This window comes from Vreelandella sp. 2A-K22 (assembly GCF_054065485.1).
Genome location: NZ_JBSUGC010000011.1, coordinates 132,746 through 152,917 on the forward strand (window position 1 = coordinate 132,746; position 20,172 = coordinate 152,917).

The following is a 20,172-nucleotide window of genomic DNA, read 5'->3' on the forward strand; positions in this document are numbered from 1 at the left end:
AATTCTGAATTCAGGAATCATAGTTGAGCAGCCTCTTGACGCGCTTTAAGCCGCTTCATTAGTGGCTGGCTAAATAGTGAGATAAGCAGTAATGCAAAAATAGCCAGCGTTACTGGGCGCTCAAAAACGTACGTGATGTCGCCACCACTGATTTGGTAGGAGTGAAGTAGCGATTTTTCAGCCAGCGAGCCCAGTAGCATGCCGATCACGGCAGCGGGTACGGAGTAGCCATAGTGGCGAAATATCCAACCGATCACCGCAAACACCAGCACCGTAGCGGGCCCAGTCATATTGCCGGTTAGCCCGAATGACCCCATTACCGCCAGCACCAACACAGAAGGTATCAAGTAGCGCATGGGCACTTTGACGATATTGGCCAAGAGAGGAATAAACAGTAAGCCGATGATCACCAGTAGAAACACCTGGGCAAAGTTAGCGAAGATAATCGCGTAAACCACATCCGTTTGTTGGCGAATAAACTGCGGGCCGCCAGTGATGTTATGCATAGCAAACGCCGCTAACATTACCGCTGTAGCGCCACCGCCGGGAATCCCTAGTGCCAGCAGTGTTGCCATCGAGCCCCCTTCGGAGCTGCTGTTAGCCGCCTCAGAGGCCACGACCCCTTTCGGATTGCCTGTCCCAAATGAATCGGGATCCCGATCACGGCGCTTAGTTTCTATGTAAGAGAGCAGGTTAGACACGGAGGAGCCCACACCAGGAACCGCCCCTACCAACACCCCAATCAAACCACCCCGAATCATCACAACAGGGTAACGCATCGCCATTCTGCAGCCTTCGAAGATCTCACTCACCTTGACCTTGCGGGCATCGGCAGATTCAACGATGAAGCCTTTATTAGCTAGCTTAAATAGCTCTGAAGCAGCAAACATGCCCATCATGGCCGGAATGACGGGGACGCCGTCCAACAGGTAAGTTTGCCCCATCGTCCCGCGTGCTAAACCAATTTCGCTAAACCCAATCGTCCCCACTAACAGGCCAACAAATCCTGCAATCAAGCCTTTAAGCACCTGTTCGCCTTTTAAGCTCGCAATCAGCGTCATCCCCCAGAGAATCACTACAAACATCTCTGCTGGTCCTAATCTCAGCACCATGTAGGAAAGCGGCTGTATCATAAAGAACAGCACCACGTAGCCCATCAGCGCGCCAATCACCGAGGAGGCTAACGCGACACCTAACGCCTGGTTATGCTGCCCCTTTCGCGCCATGGGGTAACCATCAAACGCGGTAGCGATTGCCGAAGAGGTTCCCGGAATATTCATCAGAATGGCTGGGATACCGGCACCAAATGAGCCGCCAGTAAAAATAGCGGTAAGGAACAACATGGCTTGAATAAAGTCCATGTACATGGTCATTGGCAGGAAAATGGCCATAGCCATTGATATCTGCAGGCCTGGCGTTGCGCCAAAAATAAGCCCCAGCACGATACCTGGCACTACCACCAACCAAGGGCCAAAATTAGAAAAAAGCAGATCAAAACTCTGCCCTACTGCGCCAAAATCAATCATGGTATCTCCTCAGCTTGGAAGCAGCAGCAGTGTCATCGGGTACGGCAGCATCTGCGAGAAAAAGAACGCGACACTCAGCCCAAAAACGACGCTATAACCACCTACCAACAACCAATTGCGCTCCCCCTTAAGGATCAGGAAAAGCGCCAGAAACGCTACGGTGGCAATATCAAAGCCTATCGCTTCAAGCGACATTACATAGGCGGCGAAGAGGCCCACAACAGGTAATGTTTTATGCAGCGGTTCTTCTTCAGAGGAGCGAAACAGCGAGCCGTGTTTAATACGCAGGATCAACTCGAGTGCAATAATCGCTAACACGATAACGGCAAGTGGCAGTATAAGCAGCAGGTTTTGCGGTGTGGCGGATACGCGAATGGCATCTAATAAATACCATAGTGTAAAGCCAGCCAGACCCATGAGAACGATAAAGTCCCCATAGTCACGTTTACATTCAGACATGGTAAAACCCCATACTGGCCCCTCATTAATGTGAGGGGCCAGCTATCATGGAAGGATTCGTTCGGAAAAGCTGTTCGGAAAAACCTGGTCGTGAAAACTAGTTAAGCAGGTGAGCGTACTTTTCAAACACCTGATAGTTTTCGCGCATCAGCTCGTTGGAGCGCTCTGGGCCTACCCAAACGCCGCCCATTTCGTTGCGCTCGAGCTGCTCTTGAACATCTTTGCGGGCAAGCGCACTTTGAATAGCCGAGGAGATCTTCTCGAAACGCTCAGGATGCTGGCGCTCCATTTCACTGGTCACTGCAAAGCCGCGCATTGAGCCCTGAAGAACGGGCACCTCAAGATTCATCGGTGCCAGCGCTTCATTGATAGGGAGTGCATCCCACTGTTCAATGCGCTCATCACTTACGATCGCCAACGGGGTTAAGAACTCACGGATTCCCTCACTGCCCTGGGCACTAATAGAGACGAAATCCACCTGCCCACCCGCTACCGCTGAACGGGCTTCACCGCCGCTGTTATAGGTCACCAAGTTGAGGTTATCTTGGGGAATGCCTGCCTCATCAAGTAGCAAGCGCACCATTAAGTGACCAGCAGAACCTTGAACCACCGCGCCACGTACTTGACCCTTTTCTTCGCGAATCGCTTCAAGCAGGCTTGGCAGGTCTTCATAACCGCTGTCTTTATTTGCAGCGATTAGATCCAAATCAAACCACTGGAAGTTGATATAAGAAAAGTCGTCGACACTAAACTCTGCATCACCAGTAAGGATCGAGTTGGTTAAGTAGGGAGCAAACGTCGAGGCATAGACGGTATAACCATCATCAGGCACGTTAAGAACGTAATTAGAAGCAACCTGAGTGCCCGCACCGGGGCGATTAGTTACTTGTACCGGTACACCTAGCTCTTCGGAAATAGGCCCTGACATCATGCGGGTCATACGATCCGCACTTCCGCCGGTGCCAAAACCTACTACCATATTGAGCGGCCGAGAGGGAAAGTCGTCAGCTACAGCAGGAAGCGCCATTGATAAAGAGGCAATGGCGGCCGTTGCCCCTACCAGTATCGATTTGATATTAAACGATAAGGAAGCACTGGAAGTGTTAAGCATAGCGTGGCTCTCTTTTTATAGGTTTGTTTGGTTTTCGACACAGATCTTACCTTGTGTGCTTAAGACGCTACCCCACGAAACTGTCACCAACCTTGCATAAAGTAAGAACGCAACTAAAGTCTAACCCCTGCTAACTACCTGCCGATTAAGAAACGTGATGCCTGCATCAATGGTCATGCAGCAATGATGGCTATCCCTATTGCACTGACTTCCAGGTCACCTGGGTGTTCCTTAGCGTAAGCTAAAGTATTGTCTCGGGCTGTCGATAACACTATTAGCCTGCTTTGAACCTATTTCTCTAAGCAAGCCTGTGTAGCCGCGGTCGCGCCTGCTTAAAATAGCCCTTAACACTAACGAGAGATTGCCATGACCATCTCTTTACCTACCGGGAGTGCTTCTTTAGACGCACATCCTTTACGTAGTGAGCCGTTAAATGCCGAGAAGGTAACAACTACACCGGTCACTTCTAACGCCGCCCAGGAAGAAGCCAACACCAGCATTCATTTGGATCTTTCGCCCGTGGCTAGAGGCATCGCCTCAGCTTCAGAAAAGGCTGGTAACACACAGGAAGCGAAGAACACCAAAATCGATGAAAGCAATCTCCCGCAGGAGATTAAAGAACTACTAAAGCGAATTGTTGAATATAGAGAAAAATTAAAGGAGAAACAGCAGGAACTGGAAGAGGTTATGCGCGACAAGTCCCTAAACGATGAACAACGCCAAGCAAAACTCGACGCCCTGCAACAGGAAATCAGTAGCCTCAATAATTCGCTTCAAGAGGCTATGAGCCAACTAAGCAAACTCGTCACTCAGCTGGATCTTGATGATGATGCTGTTGTCGGAATGATGTCATTGGCCATGTCTTGATGACGTATCGCCGTTAAGGATTGATCTGCCGATTAAGAAACGCAATGCCTGCATCAATGGCGCCGCCACGGAATAGAAAGCTGGCGAAGTGGCCGCGCCAGCGCTGCAGATACAGCTCGCTCTCGATGTTATTTTCCTGCAGGGCTTGATAGAAGTCCGTGGCGTGATCCACCGGCACCAGTTGATCCCACTTGCCGTGGAACAGAAAAAATGGCGGCGTCTGCGGAGTAATTTGCCGTGCGGGAGAGGCTAGGCGATACGCTTCGTTTTCTTCAGCGCGGGTACCGCCGATAAAGTCGACGACTAAGCGTCCATCGTCAAACTTAAGCAAATCACTAGGTAGTCCTCCTGCCAATACTGCAGCCAAACAGCTCTGCTCACCGCCGTAAGGTTCAGCCAGCGGCCCCTCTACTCCCGCCACTGCCAGCAAACTCACTAAATGCGCCCCCGATGAAAACCCCACCCCGACAATACGGCTCGTATCCACCTGCCACCTATCGGCATTGGCGTGAATCCAGGCCATCGCCTGTTGCAAGTCGTGCAGTTGGCTGGGGAAGCGATACTCCGGCGCAAAGCGGTGCTCAATATTAACCGCCACATAGCCTTGCCCTGCTAAGCGCTCAGCGATGCCCTGCATATCTTCCGGTGTGCGATTACGCCAGCCGCCTCCATGCACAACTAAGGCAGCAGGTCGCAACCCACCGAGCGAGTCGTCGGGTAGATAAACATCAGCTGTTAACGCCTGGGGCCACTCTTCGGGCGTATAAGTGGCAGGTGACAAGCGCGTAAAAGGCTGGGGTTCGCGCAGCGCATTGCTCTCAATTGCAGGCTCACCCTGGCTAACGTGTTGGGCAGCGCTACAAGCACTCAGCATTAAGGCAATGGCCCCCAGGCCAGTCACGCGGCGGAGAGAGGTAAACGCGCAACGCTGCTGCCATACGCGAAGTTGCTCGGTTCGCGACATGATGCTTCTCCTTGAAAAGTAGGTGACCCCTCACCTAGCGACTACGACCTGCAACAAGCCAATAAGATCATGATTGTTGCACACTATCTGCAAACGGTTTGCACGTCGCCTAGCGATACTGTCATCGTCAACTCATCAGGAGAGTACTTATGAACGTTTCAAGTGCTAGGAAAATGTCAATTCGCCAACTGTTCGCCCCCGCCCTGCTGGCTATCGCCATTGTTCCATTAGCGTTTACCGCTCAAGCAAATAGCCACGGTGACCATGAAGGGCAAGGCCCTGATCGCGAACGCATGGAAGAGCGCATGGAAGAGCGTCGCCAGGAAGTGTACGAGCGTGCAGATATCTCAGCAGAGAAACAGGCAGAGCTTAACGAAGCACACGCTGAACATCGCGAAGCCATGCAGGCACTGCGTGAAGAGCATCACGAACGGGTAGCTGAAATTCTCACAGAAGAAGAGCAGCAAGCACTGCGCAACGCCATGCAAGAAGCCCATGAAGAGTATCGTGGCAAGCACGGCAAACGTGGCCATCACGATGGTAATAGTGACGAAAACGCCGACAGCGAATAAACGCAGGCCAAGCCTCAAACCTTGATCCAACGCCCGGTTTTCCGGGCGTTTTTGTGTCTGCGCTTTCATCAGCACGCTGATAACTCCACGCTAATTCAACCCAAATAGGAAGGTTAACTTGAAGGGGGACACTTAATCGCGTATTTTATTTGAACGTTCATTCAAAATAAAAATTCATCTTTCAACAACAGGAGTCCGCCTGCATGGCGAAAGACAACCCCATCCTCCCCTCCCGCGACCGCCTCAATCCCGTGGTTTTCCACGGCAGTGTGGCGGGTATCGTTATCTTTTTAGTACTCACCATGCTGTTCACCGAGCAAGCCGGTGCTTTTTTTGATGCCGGGCTTGCCTGGGTCAGCAAAACCTTTGGCTGGTACTACATGCTGGCGATTGTTGCCTACCTGGTCTTTGTGGTTGCTATTGGCATGTCACGCTTTGGCAGTATTCGCCTAGGGCCCGATCACTCACGACCCGAGTTTTCGCTACTCTCCTGGTCAGCCATGCTGTTTGCCGCGGGTATCGGTATCGACCTGCTGTTTTTCAGCGTTGCCGAGCCAGTGGCCCACTATTTGGCACCGCCGGATTTAACCCCGGAGAGCCAAGCTGCGATGCGTAACGCCGTCGTCCAAACCTATCTGCACTGGGGGCTCTCCGGCTGGGGGCTGTACGTGTTGATGGGTATGGCGCTGGCCTACTTTAGCTACCGCCATCGCCTGCCGCTAGCGATCCGCAGCGCGCTCTACCCAATTCTAGGGAAGCGTATCCACGGCCCCATTGGCAACGCAGTGGACATTACCGCGGTTATTTCTACCGTGTTCGGCATTGCTACCAGCCTGGGTATCGGGGTGATGCAGCTCAACTACGGCCTCACCTATATGTTCGGCGTGCCGGAAACGCTCACCGTGCAGGTGATTTTGATTGTACTGGTGGTGGTATTAGCAACGATTTCTGTGGTGACCGGCGTTGAGAAAGGCATTCGCCGCCTCTCTGAGTTCAATATGCTGCTGGCATTGGCGCTGATGCTGTTTGTGCTCTTTTCAGGCGACACCCTGGTACTGCTGGATAAGGTGGTCAATAACGCCGGTGATTATCTATCCGGTTTTGTCGCTGCAAGCTTTGACACCTACGCCTTTGCCGATGAAGGCGCCCAAGAGTGGAAGATGTGGTGGACGATCTTCTTCTGGGGCTGGTGGATTGCCTGGACACCGTTTGTGGGTCTGTTCCTGGCACGTATCTCCCGCGGCCGCACCATTCGTGAATTTGTCGCAGGCGCCTTGTTTATTCCGCTGGCCTTTATGATGGTGTGGATGTCGGTATTTGGTAACAGCGGCATTGAGCTGGTGGCCAACCAGGGCGTTGTCGAACTGGGTGAACAGGCTCTTAACACCCCACAAACAACGCTCTACACGCTGCTTGAGTACTACCCCTATGTCGGCCTAACTGCGGCGGTTGTCACCGTGCTGGGTATCGTGTTCTTTATTACCTCAGCGGACTCCGGTGCACTGGTACTGGCCAACTTCACCTCTATTTTGAGCGACGTGAACCACGATGCGCCGGTGAAACTGCGTATTTTCTGGTCTGCGACGATAGGGTTGATCACCATAGCTCTGCTGATGGCCGGAGGCTTGAACGCACTACAGAGTGCCGTCGTTATAACCGCACTGCCCTTCTCAGTGGTGATTTTCGCGGTAATGGTGGGCATGTATAAAGCGCTGAAACTTGAAGGTAGCAAAGCCGATGCACGCCGCATGATTGCTGGTGGTGCCCCCGGTGGTGACTGGCGAGAGCGCCTGGATCGCGCCCTGGATACCTCTAATCGTGCGGGTGCCGCTGCGACGATCGAGCACTCTATTCGCCCAGCGATGACCCAGTTTGCTCAGGAGCTTGAAAGCCGTGGTCAAACCGCCAATGTGACCGAAGAGCATGTCGAGGGCGAGTCGCTACCGAACCTGACGCTCCAGGTCGACTTCGGTGACGCCACCAGCTTTGTCTACCAAGTGTGTCCGCACCGTATGCGCACACCAAGCTTCATCCCTGCCGATGATGACTTCTATGTACGTCTGGATGTCTACCTGGCGGAAGGTGGACAAGATAAAGACCTTAACGGTTATACCCGTGGTCAGGTGATTGGTGATTTGGTGGCTGAGTATGAGCGCCACTTACACTTCCTCACCTTGGCCGGTGAGCAGATGGGTCATGTTCAGGCAATGCCTGGCACCATCGGCGAACCGCCTGAAGACTCGCAGATATAAGTAAGCATCTGCGCTTAGCCTAAAAAAATCCCAGCCAAGCGGCTGGGATTTTTTGTGCGCGAACGACTCCGCGACTAACGACTTGTTGTGCAAATTTCACCGCAGGCGTAGCGTAATGGCTTGTTTTCCCTATTTTTAGGAGGCTGACTCTATGTCCCGTGTCCATCAATCTTCGGGATACGTTTTCCCGATGCCTGGCCGCGCGTTAGTAAACGCCTGGCGTGAAGGGTATACGCTGGCCAAATTCAAGCGGGATGTAATGGCGGGTCTGACGATTGGTGTGGTGGCGGTACCGCTCTCCATGGCGCTGGCCATCGCTACTGGCGTGCCACCTCAGCACGGGCTATACACTGCCATCGTGGCAGGCGCGGTGATCGCCTTGACCGGCGGTTCGCGGTTTAATATCTCTGGCCCTACCGCCGCCTTTGTGGTGATCCTATTCCCCATTGTGGCCAATCATGGTTTGGGCGGGCTGCTGATTGCTACCTTTATGGCAGGCGCCATTTTGGTCGCGCTGGGGCTGTCGCGGCTGGGCAGTCTGATTCAGTACGTCCCCTACCCGGTCATTCTTGGCTTCACAGCGGGCATTGGCGTCGTCATTGCGCTGCTGCAACTGCCCGATTTTCTCGGTTTGGCCGGGGTCGAGCTCGGCGATAGTACTCTGCGTAACCTCATGCTGATTGGTCGAGCACTGCCCACTCTGTCACTGGCTGAAATCAGCGTCGGGCTTGTGACCTTGGCAACGCTGTTAATCTGGCCCCGTCTGAATACGCCAGTTCCTGCCCCGCTGGTTGGCTTGGCGGTGGGTACCCTGGTTGCCGCCCTGCTGCTGGTGGGTGGTGTCGAGGTCGATACTATCGCCTCGCGCTTTAGCTGGGAGTATCAGGGCGAAAGCGGCAGTGGCATTCCTCCCTTCGCGCCTGGCTTTATCGCACCGTGGCATTTCCCTGGTGCCGATGGCACGCCGCTTGAGATCGACTTTGCGCTGATTCAGGCTCTGCTTGGCCCGGCACTGGCGATTGCACTGCTGGCGGCCATTGAGTCGCTACTGTGTGCCGTGGTAGCAGATGGCTTAACTCGCACCCGCCATGATCCTAATGCCGAGCTAATTGGCCAGGGGCTGGGCAATATGGTGGTGCCCTTCTTCGGCGGCATTACCGCCACGGCGGCCCTTGCCCGCACCGCGACCAATATCAAAAGCGGTGCCTTTTCACCTATCGCTGCAGTGGTGCACTCAGTCGTAGTGCTACTTGCCGTGGTCGTGCTCGCGGGAGTACTGGGATATGTACCCATGGCCGCTCTGGCTGCCCTGCTCTTCATCATTGCCTGGAACATGAGCGAGGCGCACCACTTTATGCATACGCTGAAAAGCGCCCCCGCCAGCGATGTTTGGGTGTTGGTGATCTGTTTCGTACTCACGGTTGTTTTCGACATGGTGGTTGCCGTGGCCGTGGGTATTGGCCTAGCCGCCGCGCTGTTTATTCGCCGAATGGCACAGCTGACTCATACCCAACGCTTGGCGGCGCCCAACACCAGCGAACACTTCCCGCCGGAAGTAGCCCTTTATAAGATAAGCGGACCGCTGTTTTTTGGCGCAGCAGAAAAGGCCATTGCCACACTCAGAGTGATTGACCACAGCGTAAAAATCGTCGTTCTGGATATGCGCGATGTACCCAGCCTGGATACCACCGCCATGGTGGCGCTGGATACGCTGCGACGCGAGCTGGGCGAGCATGGGGTGGGGGTAATATTTGTAGGGTTGTCACCGCGCATGGCGCTGAAACTCAAACGCGCGGGCATTAAGCGCGAAGCAGGTAAGTTAGCGGTTGTCAGTAACCTTGCCCACGCAGAGCGAATGGCGCGCCGTTGGTTGGGCCGACAGGGGAACGGCGGGGATTAAATCGTGCCTGAGCAGTGACACTACCGAAATTAAAAAGGGGAGTTGCCTCCCCCTGAGATACGACACTAGAACGATGTCAGCTCGCCATGTCCAACACGATACGACCTTCGATCTTGCCGTCGATCATGCGCTGGAAGACATCGTTGATATTGTCCAGCGTATCGGTTGCGACCGTGGCCTTAACCTTGCCTTCGGCAGCGAAATCCAGCGCTTCCTGCAGATCGCTGCGCGTACCAACGATAGAGCCACGTATGGTAATGCCATTGAGCACTGTGCTAAAGATTGGCAGCGGGAAGTCGCCGGGTGGTAGGCCATTGAGCACCAGTGTTCCGCCGCGGCGTAGCATATTCTGCGCTTGATCAAACGCCTTCGGCGACACCGCTGTCACCAAGGCCCCGTGAGCACCACCAATGGTTTTCTTCAGGTACGCCGCTGGGTCGGTTTTCATGGCGTTAACGGTTACCGTGGCGCCTAAACGCTCAGCCAGGGCTAGCTTACCGTCATCGATATCGACAGCCGCCACGTTCAGCCCCATCGCTTTGGCGTACTGCACCGCCATATGGCCAAGCCCACCTATCCCCGAAATCACCACCCACTGACCGGGGCGGGTATCGGTCATTTTCAAGCCTTTATAAACCGTTACACCGGCACACAGCACCGGGGCTATTTCGATAAAATCAACGGCATCCGGCAAGCGCCCTACATAGCCTGCATCCGCTAAGGTGTAGTCCGCGAACCCGCCGTTAACGCTGTAGCCGGTATTCTGCTGGGACTCGCACAGCGTCTCCCAACCGCCTAAACAGTGCTCGCAGTAGCCGCAGGCCGAGTAGAGCCAGGGCACACCAATACGATCACCCTCTTTGACATGGGTGACACCTGCACCCACCGCCACGATATGCCCAACGCCTTCATGGCCGGGAATAAACGGTGGCGAGGGTTTCACCGGCCAATCGCCGTGGGCGGCGTGTAAATCGGTATGGCAAACCCCAGAGGCCGCCACTTTCATCAACACTTCGCCCTGCTTGGGGCGAGGTACATCAACTTCTTCTATGACCAACGGCTGGCCAAACTCACGAACGACCGCCGCGCGCATTGTGCTATCCATGATGCAACTCCTAATAGTTTTCGATACGGCAGTTTAAGCACTGCTCTTATCAGTAGAGTCAGCGTCAGGGGACTGACAATTACCGCCCGGCTGATGCCGGACGGTGTGGGTTAGCTATACATAGAAAAACGTGGCGGGTTAGAAGAAGCCCAGCGGATTGATGTCGTAGCTGACCAGCAGGTTTTTGGTTTGCTGGTAGTGCTCAAGCGCCACCTTGTGAGTTTCACGGCCAACGCCGGATTTTTTATAGCCACCGAAGGCCGCATGGGCGGGATACTGGTGGTAGCAGTTGGTCCATACACGTCCGGCTTGAATGCCTCGGCCCATGCGGAAGGCGACGTTGATATCGCGGCTCCACACGCCTGCGCCCAAACCAAACTCGGTGTCGTTGGCAATCGCCAACGCTTCTTCTTCATCCTTGAAGGTAGTGACTGCCACCACCGGGCCAAAGATTTCTTCCTGGAAGACGCGCATCTGATTGTTACCCTTCAGCAGCGTGGGCTGGATGTAGTAACCATCGTTGATGCTGTCGTCCATGGTCTCTTTATTACCGCCGGTGAGGAATTCCGCGCCTTCATCTCGGGCGATATCCATATAGGACATGATTTTATCGAACTGCTCTTGAGAGGCCTGAGCCCCCACCTGCACGTCGGTATCCAGTGGATTGCCGCGTTTGATGGTTTTGGTACGCTCGATGACCTTGGCCATGAACTCCTCGTACATGCTCTCTTGGATCAGCGCACGTGACGGGCAAGTACACACTTCACCCTGGTTAAAGAACGCCAGCACCAAGCCTTCGACTGCTTTATCAATAAAGGTCGGTTCGGCGTTCATGATGTCGGCAAAGTAGATGTTGGGGGATTTGCCGCCTAGCTCCACGGTAGAGGGAATGATGTTTTCCGCCGCGCATTTCAAGATATGCGAGCCAACAGGGGTAGAGCCGGTAAAGGCGATCTTGGCAATGCGCTTGCTGCTTGCCAACGCCTGCCCTGCCTCGGCGCCAAAGCCATTGACGATATTAAGGACGCCCGGAGGTAGCAGGTCGCCAATCAATTCGACGACTTTTAATATCGATGCTGGGGTTTGCTCGGCAGGTTTGAGCACCACGCAGTTACCCGCCGCCAGTGCAGGCGCCAGCTTCCAAACCGCCATTAGAATCGGGAAGTTCCAGGGGATAATCTGGCCCACTACGCCAAGCGGCTCGTGGAAGTGATAAGAAACCGTGTTGGCATCGATATCCGCCGCCGTGCCTTCCTGCGAGCGTATGCAGCCGGCAAAGTAGCGGAAGTGGTCAACCGCCAGCGGCAGATCGGCGTTCAGTGTTTCACGCACGGCTTTGCCGTTGTCCCAGGTTTCGGCAACGGCAAGCATTTCCAGGTTCTGTTCAATGCGGTCAGCGATTTTCAGCAGGATATTGCTGCGCTCTTGGGCGGATGTTTTCCCCCAGGCAGGTGCCGCTTTGTGGGCCGCATCCAGCGCTTTATCGATATCCTCTGCCGTTGAGCGGGGGATTTCGCAGAAGACATGGCCATTGACGGGGCTGATATTATCGAAGTATTGGCCTTTCACCGGGGCCACAAATTCACCGCCGATATAGTTGCCATAGCGTTTTTCAAATGACACCACAGAACCGGTATCACCAGGGTTGGCGTAGATCATTGTATTGCTCCTGAGTATTATGATTATTAAAGGTGCATTGACAGTGTTGTTCACTAAAGCAAATGGCGATATAGCCCGATGGCAGGATTAGCCCTCATCCCTTGGTAGGAGACGCCATGTATTCCCTGTTGGTGGCGGATGACCATCCGCTGTTCCGAGACGCGCTACAAACCGTGATTAGCGGGGGCTTGGCAGGCAGCCTGCTATTGGAAGCAGAGAGCCTTGCTGATGCAATAACGCTGATTGAAGCGCAAACAGAGCTAGATCTATTGCTGCTGGATTTAAGCCTTCCGGATGCGGAAGGCTTAGAGGGGCTGACAGCACTGCGAGAGGCATTTCCCTGGTTGCCGGTGGCGATTGTTTCTGCACATCAAGAGCGCCAGCTGGTACTCGATGCCATTACCCTCGGCGCGGTGGGCTATATTCCCAAATCCACACCCCGGGAAGCGCTGCTGGCGGCGTTAACGCAGATTCTTGAAGGCCAGCTCTACCTGCCGCCCGATATCATGCGTCGCCCAGCACCGCGCACTTCTGCGGTGCCACCCATTGCAAATGCTTCATCGACCAGCGAGCGGTTGGCGCGTTTAACCGATAAGCAGTTAGAGGTGTTGGCGTGCATGACGACAGGCATGTCGAACAAGCATATTGCCCGGGAGTTGTTGATTGCCGAAACGACCGTCAAAACCCATGTCTCGGCAATTCTGCGCAAGCTGAATGCCACGAGCCGGGTTCACGCCATTGTTATCGCAGGCGAGGAAGATCTAAGCTTTCACCGGGCCAACCGCACGCGTTAGGCTTTATTGAGCAGTGTGGCTAGCAGCATGCGCAGCCGCAGGGGCTTTAACGGTTTGAGCAGGCAGTACATGCCCGCTTCGCGGGTTGCGCGCTTAATCTCCGCCTCGTGATTGGCAGTAATCACCACCGCTGCCAAGCCTGGATAACGGCGCTGCAGTCGCGCGGCCAACTCAATGCCGGTTTCGCGGTGATCGCCCAAATGATAATCCACCAGCAATACTGACGGTCGCTCACCGTCGCTGGCAGCCTCTAACGCACTCACCGTGGCAGCGGCGCGCACTCGGCACCCCCAACTGCCTAGCAGCGCCTGCATACCTTCTATAATCGCCAGGTCATCATCAATCACCCAAATGACACAGCCGCTTAGCGGATCCTCTGCAACGTCAGGCAGCGGCGTATAATGAGTGCTCGCCACTGCAGGCGGCGCGGCCGTCGCGTAGGGTACGGTGATCGAAAATAGCGCACCCGCGCCAGGGCTAGAGGCGAGCGAGATCGGTTGTCCCAGCATGGCGCTGATCCGGTCAACGATGGCTAGACCCAACCCCAAACCGCGGCTGTGGGAGCTATTGGGCTGATTAGCGCGGCGAAACTCCAGAAAGATCGCTTCCCGCTGCTGCTCAGGGATCCCGGGGCCGGTATCGCCCACCATAATTTCCAGGCCATCTCGTCTCCGCCGACAGCCCAGCAGCACGCGCCCCTGCTCGGTATAGCGCACCGCGTTGCTTAAGAAGTTGCGGATCACTCGCGCCAGCAACGCTAGATCCGACTCGACCACCGCACTGGAAGGCACGTAGTGCAGTGTCAGCCCCCGCACCCCGGCCACTTGGCGATACTCCTCTGCCAGCGCATCTAGCAGCGTGCTCACCGCGAAGGGCGCTTTATCGGCGTGGAGTACGCCTGCGTCCAAACGCGAGATATCCACTAGCGTTCCTATCAAGCCTTCAACATCTTTCAGCGAACGGCCAATATGGCCGACCAGAGCTTGTGAGGTATCAGGAAGCGAGTGGGTTTCTAACGCACTGGCAAACAGCCGGGCGGCATTGAGTGGCTGAAGCAAATCGTGACTGACCGCCGCCAGAAATTTCGTTTTGGAGAGGTTAGCGGCTTCGGCTTCGGCTTTCGCGGCCAGTAGGCGCGTATTGACCTGGCTCAGTTCGTCTAAGGTGCGGTGCAGTGCATCAGTGCGCTCACGCACCTGTTCGGCAAGTAACACTGAGCGTTCAAACGCGGCATAGGGCGCGGGGTCGGCACCGCTTCCCGTTTCCACCCGCTCCATCAGCGCTTGGCACACTTTACGCAAGCGACGGTTCTCTTCCCACAGCGCCGCGACATCCGCCGCGTCAGTGTTTGTGGTTAGTTGGAAGAGATCCAAACGCCACCCCCGTAAACGTTTGATTCACATGCATACCATGATGCTGTTCACCGTACGTATTGAACCCCACTACGCCTGCCTGGCGCAGCAACTGCGATGCCTGATCCAACTGTTGTAACGCCTCGAGCTCCATCCTGCGTAGAAAACAGTCGCAGCCAATAATCATGCTCGGCGCGCCTAGGCGGGCACCTACTCCAGCAAGCATCACGCTGAGATTATCCAGTAGCGGCGTGGGCTGCATGGCGGTCAGTACAATGCCGTTTTCCACCGCGCAGTAAAAGCTCAAACTACTGTCGCTATTAACACGCTGAATAGAGCGCACGTAGTGCTGGCCGCCGATGCGTACGGCTAATGGATGACGGGCAAAAATGCCAGCGTTGAGCTGCGCAGGCGCACTACCTACCAGTTCGGCATATACCTGGGCGGCAGGCAACCCGTTGAGTTCTATCACCCGCCGCTGTTCGCGGTCAGCCTCGGTCACTACGAGTTTGTGGGCCAATGGTATTAAGTGGTGGGTTGAAAATACTTCAAAAGGCAGCCGAGTGTTGATCATCACCACCACTGCTGCACGGGTATAAAAGCGCCCAGCGGTATACACATGGGTATGGCTAAGGTGATTGTCGTCACCCGCCGAGCCGCCAAAACTGGGGATACGGCCTAGGGCGGCATCTAAGGTAGCGAGCACCTGCTCTTCACGGCTGGATAAGCCATCCAATAGCGTCAGCGCAAAGCTGTGTTCGTTAATCGGCGCGATGGTTTGTTGGCGGCACTGCTCCAACAGCGTATCGACCAGCGGTTGAGCGTTGGCTAGTTCAAAATGCTCCAGGTCGTCGATCAGCGCCGTTTCAATGGCAAACAGTCGGCGATCAAACCCAATCGCCACGATGGAACCGCGGTCATAGCCTCCAGGGGTTATTTCCCCAGCCGTCGTACAGCCACTTAGCGGCGTGGTGGGAAAACTACTTTCCAGCGCGTCTGCTAGGGCAGCTAAATCATACTCCGCGCTGCAGAAGAACAGCACGAACCCCAAGTGTTCGTGCTGTAAAGCGTCGGCTAACTCCGCCGCTGCCTGGCAAGCATTAGCCTGCTGACTGGCCGCAGTAAGAATACCCTGCTCAACCTGATAAGTGGTCACGGCACCACCTCTCTAGTGCGGCATATGTATGCGCCGCTGCAAGTCTTAACGCGCAGAACGCATCATCAAGCTGCTTAGATGTCGCATGTTGCGTTTCAGCTAATTTTTCAAGCTGCTTCGCCAATTCGGCAAGCTGGTCGGCGCCCATACTCAATGACTCGCCGCGCAGTTGGTGGGCAAGCCGCTCAACCTGCTGTGTCTGCTCTGACGTTAGGGGAGTAGCGGCCAAACACGCAGCCAACTGAGCGGAGTAATCGCTTACTTGCTGATGATATAGCATGATCAGTTGTGTAACGCTCGCCTCCCCTAGCGTCGTTTTCAGCATGCCAAGGGTATCGCTGTTAAGGAGTGATTGCTGCTTGGTTAACGGAGGAGAGACCGCTAATGCCTGTAAAGGCGTTGCGTCTGGGGTTGCAAAAAGTTGTAATGCCAACACGTTACTTAACGCCGCAAGCGACAGTGGCTTAGTGATGTAATCATCCATGCCCGCCGCCAGGCAGCGTTTACGGTCATCTTCAGCCCCCCCGGCCGTCATGGCAACAATCGGCACACTGGCCAGCCAGCCACCCTGTTCCCGCAAACGCTGGGTGACTGCCAGGCCATCCATATCGGGCAGTTGAATATCCATAAAGATCAAATGCACTTGTTGGGATTCGGCCATGGCCAAGGCATCATGGCCGTTCTCGGCCCAGACGACATCGCAACCTAAGCGCGCCAACAAGCCCATCGCGACTTTGCGATTAACGGCATTGTCCTCTACCAGCAGCAGTGTTGTGCCGGTAAAGTCCCGTTTGGGGGATGGGGGCAGCGTACTGGATACGGGGTCGGCGGCGATCAAGGGCAACTCACACCAGAAAGTGCTACCTTGGCCTAATTGGCTTTTTACCCCTAATCGCCCTTGCATGGCTTCGCTTAACCGTTTGCAAATTGCCAGCCCTAGCCCGGTACCCCCAAATCGACGTGCCACCGATTCATCCGCTTGCTGAAAAGGCTCAAATAGACGCTGCTGTTGCTGTTCGCTTAGACCACAGCCCGTATCACTGACCTCAAACAGTAACTGCTCCACCGTCGAAGAGACTCGTACGCTGACATCACCGTGATCAGTGAATTTAATCGCATTGGCAATTAGGTTAAGCAAAATTTGCCTCAGCCGACCTGCATCGACAAGCACCCAGGCAGGCACCAGTGCATCGACATTGACCGATAGCGTTAACCCTTTCATTTTTGCTCGGGGCGCAAATAGCACGACAACACTATCGACCAGCGGCTTGAGTTCCGTAGGCGATGTTTCAAGGGTTAAGTGCCCTGCTTCGATTTTTGAGAAATCGAGAATTTCATTGATCATCGCCAGCAATTGGTTGGCGCTGTCGTGGATCGTATGAGCGTAATCTTCTACCTGAGCGGGGCTGGCGGATTCACGCAGCAGCTCACTCATGCCGATAACACCGTTCAGCGGCGTGCGAATTTCATGGCTGACCATGGCTAAAAAGTCTGACTTTGCCTGATTCGCCGCCTGAGCCTGTTTGGCGGTGACTTCCAACTGCCGACCAAGCTGCTCCTGGCTCCGCCTTATCGCCGCACTCTCACGCATTTCACGCACCAAAAAAGCAATCACCAGAAACGCCGCTAAGCTCATGCCAATAATCAGGCTCATCAGCAACTTGTAAAGCAGGCTGAGCTGGGCACGCTCCTCCGTCGCCGATTCGGCTAAATAGCCGTTAATAGCAATAACCAGGCGTTCAGTCAGTTGCGTTAGTACCTGTAGCTCATCTTCCAGCGCTGCTATCGGCAGTTGATCAAACACGCCGTAGGGTTCGAATATGATATCCAGCACATCAAGCTGCTGCTGAATTTCTTCCAGTAGCTCACGGGCGGTATCGATCTGCTGCAACAAGTTGCTGACTTCGCCGTCGTTAAGCAGCGTTATACGGCTATAAAGTAGCTCAAAGCGAAGATTTAGCTCCTCGTGAGCCGTCGGAGTTATCGGCTCGCGGGTTGCCGCCAATAAATGATTAAGTAGCTGTACCGCATCACGATCCAGCTTATAAACAACCCAGGCGGTATCTTCCCTCAGGCTTTGGGTTAGATTTTCCTGCCGCCAAGCGGCCAAGGTAGCGACGACCAACGCCGCAGCGAACAGTAACACCGCGACAATGGCAACGAGCTTAAAACGGCGAGGATAACGCAGTAGGTTGGAAGCCTGCGCACTAGGAGCGCTAGAGAACATTAATATGCATAACCTGCCATACCGCTCTAAAGCGGATTTTTTCGCTTAACAGCACTTCATCTTGATCAAAGGGGTAGAGCACCCACAAAGGGCCATATTCGCGAATCGGAATCGCCTCACCGTTTTTTTCGATGGCTAAGATGACATCGTGCTCAATAAAATCACTGACCGGTATTTCGGCTTCGTAACCGTTCAGCGCGGAAACGTGAACCGCATCACTGTCGGAGCTTAATAGCGCCAAAAGATCACGCATTAAAGGGCCACTATAGTGGCTTCGGCCCTCTGTCCACGGCGTGCTGGTATCAAATTCATACTGTGGTAAAGCCGCTAACATGGCCCGGTCAAACTGCGCTTCACTCCCCACATTGGTAAGGTCTATGTTACCACTGACGGTCAAAATAACGGGCCCGTTAGGCACGTCTAGTTCATCGACTGAATCAGCAAGCCCCACCAGGGGAGCGCTGAACATCAGCACGGCCCACCCCATTAACCACGCTTTCACAGTAAACACCTCACGCAAGGTTGCCCGCTGGTTATAGCTCCCAGGAACAATAAAAGAAGACAGCGTAAAGGTTACGCCATCTCCTTAAGCAGGTCAGGGCAAATACTGTTTTTTTCGTCACTGAAACGTTATTTACTGTTCACACTAGGGTTACGATTTGATTTTCTCGAAGGGTTCAAAGCGCACCAAATCTTCGTAGGCGTGCCAACTGGCATGTCCTAGCACAGGCAAAATAAGTGCAAGACCAATGTAAAACGTCATAACGCCAACCAGAACGCACAGGGTAAGAATCACCGCCCATAACAGCATCACGCGAAAGTTACGCGCGACACAGCGTACGCTAGCTTCTATCCCCTCCATAAAGGTTAGGTCTTGATCCATCAAGGTAGGAATCGCTACAACGCTTATGGCGAAGGCGCCAAAGGCTAAAATCCCGCCTGCAACTGTGCCCACTGCCAACATGCCCAGGCCCTCTGAGGTGGTCAGCAGCGCAGTATAGAGCGACGCGGGACTAGGCACTTCAAAACCGAAAAATAGTGCGAACAGCAGCGTGGCCAAACGAATCCAAGCGAGGAAGAAGATCATCATCATGACGCCCATCATCGCCAGCTGACCAGCATGGGGCTTCCAGCTTCCAAACGCATCACCTAGGTTAGGTACTTGTCCACGTTCCAACGCTCGGCTAATACCATAAGAGCCTACTGCCACCAGCGGGCCAATAAACATAAACCCGGCAATCATGGGCAGCAGCCAGTACCAGTAGCCCATGGTGAAGGCGCCAAGAGTAATGGCAATACTCAACCCCACCCAAAACATGCCATAAGAGAGGCTCACTACCGTTGCCCGACGAAAATCCTCTACGCCAGCAGCCAACCACGCCCTGGGTCGATCCAATCCAACCTTGTTAATAGTGATTTTAACGCTGGGTTGATCCGCATGGTGGTTTGTTTTTGTTGTAGCCGCATTCATGGCATCACTCCTGTTGTTCCTGATATAGACCCTGGATTCAGGATTTACCTCTAAGGCATCAACACTCATTACCCGTTGACGGTATTAACACTAAATTAATGGCTTAACATTATTTGTTAATACCCTCTTAATGTAGCTGACCAACGCTGTTTGGGGTGACGCTTTGAGATGCGCGTACAAAAAATCCACGAAACAGCTGTCAACCGCCAATTAAATTGCTGCGTTAGTAAAAACCGATATAGTCAAGACGCGCGACGGACGGCCATAAAAAACTCCGAGCAACTGCCCGGAGTTTTGGGTTTTCCGTACGTGACGCTCTGAATGTCTAGCGCACAATCATTACCGACATTTTGGCATGGTGCACAACGTGCTCTGCATTGGGGCCGAGCACATAATCGACAAACTTACGCTTATTGTGGGAAGCCATGACGATTAGATCGACGTCCAGTTTCTTACCGGCTTTAATAATGGCCTCCCAAGGTGAGCCATCCACAATGACACTTTGTACCTGAATGTCGTCGGGCACATTCGTCTTGATAAAGTCATGGAGCGCATCGGTGATCGCTGTATGCGCTTTTTTGGAGAAGTCCTTGGGGAAGTAGGAGCCCACCATGGGCATACGATAGTCCGGCAGTACCGTCACCACATGAAGCGAGGCGCCAAAAGTTCGACATAGCGTCAGGGCTGTGGGCAGCGCCTTCGACCAGGAAGACTCCTCGTTCAAATCCACCGGCAACATGATCTTGCTATACATGGC

The 20,172-nt window shown here is 54.2% G+C and carries 17 protein-coding genes; 5 read left to right on the forward strand and 12 right to left on the reverse strand.

Annotated elements, in window-relative coordinates:
- Positions 1–17: 17 nt before the first annotated feature.
- From ACW17M_RS15910 to ACW17M_RS15920, 3 genes are all read right to left on the reverse strand, one after another.
- Positions 18–1,526: a tripartite tricarboxylate transporter permease gene (locus ACW17M_RS15910; protein WP_041158847.1), complete on the reverse strand. Its 1,509-nt coding sequence runs from the start codon at positions 1,524–1,526 to the stop codon at positions 18–20.
- Between the two features lie 9 nt (positions 1,527–1,535).
- Positions 1,536–1,985: a tripartite tricarboxylate transporter TctB family protein gene (locus ACW17M_RS15915; protein WP_027958069.1), complete on the reverse strand. Its 450-nt coding sequence runs from the start codon at positions 1,983–1,985 to the stop codon at positions 1,536–1,538.
- A gap of 97 nt (positions 1,986–2,082) precedes the next feature.
- Positions 2,083–3,096, reverse strand: a complete 1,014-nt coding sequence (locus ACW17M_RS15920) for a Bug family tripartite tricarboxylate transporter substrate binding protein (RefSeq protein WP_141440736.1) — start codon at positions 3,094–3,096, stop codon at positions 2,083–2,085.
- A gap of 366 nt (positions 3,097–3,462) precedes the next feature.
- Here ACW17M_RS15920 and ACW17M_RS15925 point away from each other — a divergent pair, with 366 nt between their 5' ends.
- Entirely contained in the window at positions 3,463–3,963 is a 501-nt protein-coding gene (locus tag ACW17M_RS15925) for a hypothetical protein (RefSeq protein ID WP_041158848.1), read from the forward strand.
- 13 nt (positions 3,964–3,976) lie between these two features.
- On the opposite strand, the gene ACW17M_RS15930 is transcribed toward ACW17M_RS15925, so the two are convergent.
- Complete coding sequence (locus tag ACW17M_RS15930) at positions 3,977–4,927, reverse strand: alpha/beta hydrolase fold domain-containing protein (protein WP_457547750.1); 951 nt, start codon at positions 4,925–4,927, stop codon at positions 3,977–3,979.
- Between the two features lie 149 nt (positions 4,928–5,076).
- Between ACW17M_RS15930 and ACW17M_RS15935 the strand changes: the two genes are divergently transcribed.
- The 3 genes from ACW17M_RS15935 to dauA all read left to right on the forward strand — a co-directional run bounded on the left by ACW17M_RS15935 (position 5,077) and on the right by dauA (position 9,651).
- A complete protein-coding gene (locus tag ACW17M_RS15935) occupies positions 5,077–5,499 on the forward strand; it encodes a hypothetical protein (RefSeq protein WP_041158850.1) in 423 nt (140 codons plus the stop codon).
- 203 nt (positions 5,500–5,702) lie between these two features.
- Positions 5,703–7,751, forward strand: a complete 2,049-nt coding sequence (betT, locus tag ACW17M_RS15940) for a choline BCCT transporter BetT (RefSeq protein WP_009287370.1) — start codon at positions 5,703–5,705, stop codon at positions 7,749–7,751.
- 151 nt (positions 7,752–7,902) lie between these two features.
- Positions 7,903–9,651: a C4-dicarboxylic acid transporter DauA gene (gene dauA, locus ACW17M_RS15945; protein ID WP_041158851.1), complete on the forward strand. Its 1,749-nt coding sequence runs from the start codon at positions 7,903–7,905 to the stop codon at positions 9,649–9,651.
- A gap of 76 nt (positions 9,652–9,727) precedes the next feature.
- Here the strand turns inward: dauA and adhP are convergent, their stop codons facing one another.
- Together adhP and exaC are read right to left on the reverse strand one after the other, a co-directional pair.
- Positions 9,728–10,756: an alcohol dehydrogenase AdhP gene (gene adhP / locus ACW17M_RS15950; RefSeq protein WP_009287372.1), complete on the reverse strand. Its 1,029-nt coding sequence runs from the start codon at positions 10,754–10,756 to the stop codon at positions 9,728–9,730.
- Positions 10,757–10,894: 138 nt separating this feature from the next.
- Complete coding sequence (gene exaC, locus ACW17M_RS15955) at positions 10,895–12,415, reverse strand: acetaldehyde dehydrogenase ExaC (protein WP_027958074.1); 1,521 nt, start codon at positions 12,413–12,415, stop codon at positions 10,895–10,897.
- A gap of 116 nt (positions 12,416–12,531) precedes the next feature.
- On the opposite strand from exaC, the gene ACW17M_RS15960 reads away from it, so the two are divergent.
- Positions 12,532–13,209 (forward strand): response regulator, encoded by a 678-nt coding sequence (locus tag ACW17M_RS15960; protein ID WP_022522294.1) that lies wholly within the window; start codon positions 12,532–12,534, stop codon positions 13,207–13,209.
- Here ACW17M_RS15960 and ACW17M_RS15965 read toward each other — a convergent pair.
- The 6 genes from ACW17M_RS15965 to ACW17M_RS15990 all read right to left on the reverse strand — a co-directional run bounded on the left by ACW17M_RS15965 (position 13,206) and on the right by ACW17M_RS15990 (position 20,169).
- Entirely contained in the window at positions 13,206–14,582 is a 1,377-nt protein-coding gene (locus tag ACW17M_RS15965) for a hybrid sensor histidine kinase/response regulator (protein WP_457547751.1), read from the reverse strand. The genes ACW17M_RS15960 and ACW17M_RS15965 overlap by 4 nt on opposite strands.
- A complete protein-coding gene (nosP, locus tag ACW17M_RS15970; RefSeq protein ID WP_022522292.1) occupies positions 14,551–15,717 on the reverse strand; it encodes a nitric oxide-sensing protein NosP in 1,167 nt (388 codons plus the stop codon). Before nosP ends, ACW17M_RS15965 begins: the two co-directional genes overlap by 32 nt.
- Entirely contained in the window at positions 15,698–17,944 is a 2,247-nt protein-coding gene (locus ACW17M_RS15975; protein WP_041158854.1) for a hybrid sensor histidine kinase/response regulator, read from the reverse strand. Before ACW17M_RS15975 ends, nosP begins: the two co-directional genes overlap by 20 nt.
- Positions 17,934–18,431 (reverse strand): molybdopterin-dependent oxidoreductase, encoded by a 498-nt coding sequence (locus ACW17M_RS15980; RefSeq protein WP_051052028.1) that lies wholly within the window; start codon positions 18,429–18,431, stop codon positions 17,934–17,936. Before ACW17M_RS15980 ends, ACW17M_RS15975 begins: the two co-directional genes overlap by 11 nt.
- 165 nt (positions 18,432–18,596) lie before the next feature.
- A complete protein-coding gene (locus ACW17M_RS15985; RefSeq protein ID WP_022522289.1) occupies positions 18,597–19,415 on the reverse strand; it encodes a DUF2189 domain-containing protein in 819 nt (272 codons plus the stop codon).
- 325 nt (positions 19,416–19,740) lie between these two features.
- Positions 19,741–20,169 carry a universal stress protein gene (locus ACW17M_RS15990; protein WP_027958076.1) on the reverse strand — a complete coding sequence of 143 codons (429 nt, stop codon included), beginning with the start codon at positions 20,167–20,169 and terminating at the stop codon, positions 19,741–19,743.
- Positions 20,170–20,172: the final 3 nt, after the last annotated feature.

What these genes read in the sequence shown, in the direction of transcription:
- dauA (WP_041158851.1), top strand. Translation starts at nt 7,903, where the DNA reads ATGTCCCGTGTCCATCAATCTTCGGGATACGTTTTCCCGATGCCTGGC.
- ACW17M_RS15935 (WP_041158850.1), top strand. Translation starts at nt 5,077, where the DNA reads ATGAACGTTTCAAGTGCTAGGAAAATGTCAATTCGCCAACTGTTCGCC.
- ACW17M_RS15915 (WP_027958069.1), bottom strand. Translation starts at nt 1,985, where the DNA reads ATGTCTGAATGTAAACGTGACTATGGGGACTTTATCGTTCTCATGGGT.
- betT (WP_009287370.1), top strand. Translation starts at nt 5,703, where the DNA reads ATGGCGAAAGACAACCCCATCCTCCCCTCCCGCGACCGCCTCAATCCC.
- ACW17M_RS15960 (WP_022522294.1), top strand. Translation starts at nt 12,532, where the DNA reads ATGTATTCCCTGTTGGTGGCGGATGACCATCCGCTGTTCCGAGACGCG.
- ACW17M_RS15910 (WP_041158847.1), bottom strand. Translation starts at nt 1,526, where the DNA reads ATGATTGATTTTGGCGCAGTAGGGCAGAGTTTTGATCTGCTTTTTTCT.
- ACW17M_RS15990 (WP_027958076.1), bottom strand. Translation starts at nt 20,169, where the DNA reads ATGTATAGCAAGATCATGTTGCCGGTGGATTTGAACGAGGAGTCTTCC.
- ACW17M_RS15925 (WP_041158848.1), top strand. Translation starts at nt 3,463, where the DNA reads ATGACCATCTCTTTACCTACCGGGAGTGCTTCTTTAGACGCACATCCT.
- ACW17M_RS15920 (WP_141440736.1), bottom strand. Translation starts at nt 3,096, where the DNA reads ATGCTTAACACTTCCAGTGCTTCCTTATCGTTTAATATCAAATCGATA.
- adhP (WP_009287372.1), bottom strand. Translation starts at nt 10,756, where the DNA reads ATGGATAGCACAATGCGCGCGGCGGTCGTTCGTGAGTTTGGCCAGCCG.
- ACW17M_RS15975 (WP_041158854.1), bottom strand. Translation starts at nt 17,944, where the DNA reads ATGTTCTCTAGCGCTCCTAGTGCGCAGGCTTCCAACCTACTGCGTTAT.
- ACW17M_RS15980 (WP_051052028.1), bottom strand. Translation starts at nt 18,431, where the DNA reads ATGGGGTGGGCCGTGCTGATGTTCAGCGCTCCCCTGGTGGGGCTTGCT.
- ACW17M_RS15985 (WP_022522289.1), bottom strand. Translation starts at nt 19,415, where the DNA reads ATGAATGCGGCTACAACAAAAACAAACCACCATGCGGATCAACCCAGC.
- ACW17M_RS15930 (WP_457547750.1), bottom strand. Translation starts at nt 4,927, where the DNA reads ATGTCGCGAACCGAGCAACTTCGCGTATGGCAGCAGCGTTGCGCGTTT.
- exaC (WP_027958074.1), bottom strand. Translation starts at nt 12,415, where the DNA reads ATGATCTACGCCAACCCTGGTGATACCGGTTCTGTGGTGTCATTTGAA.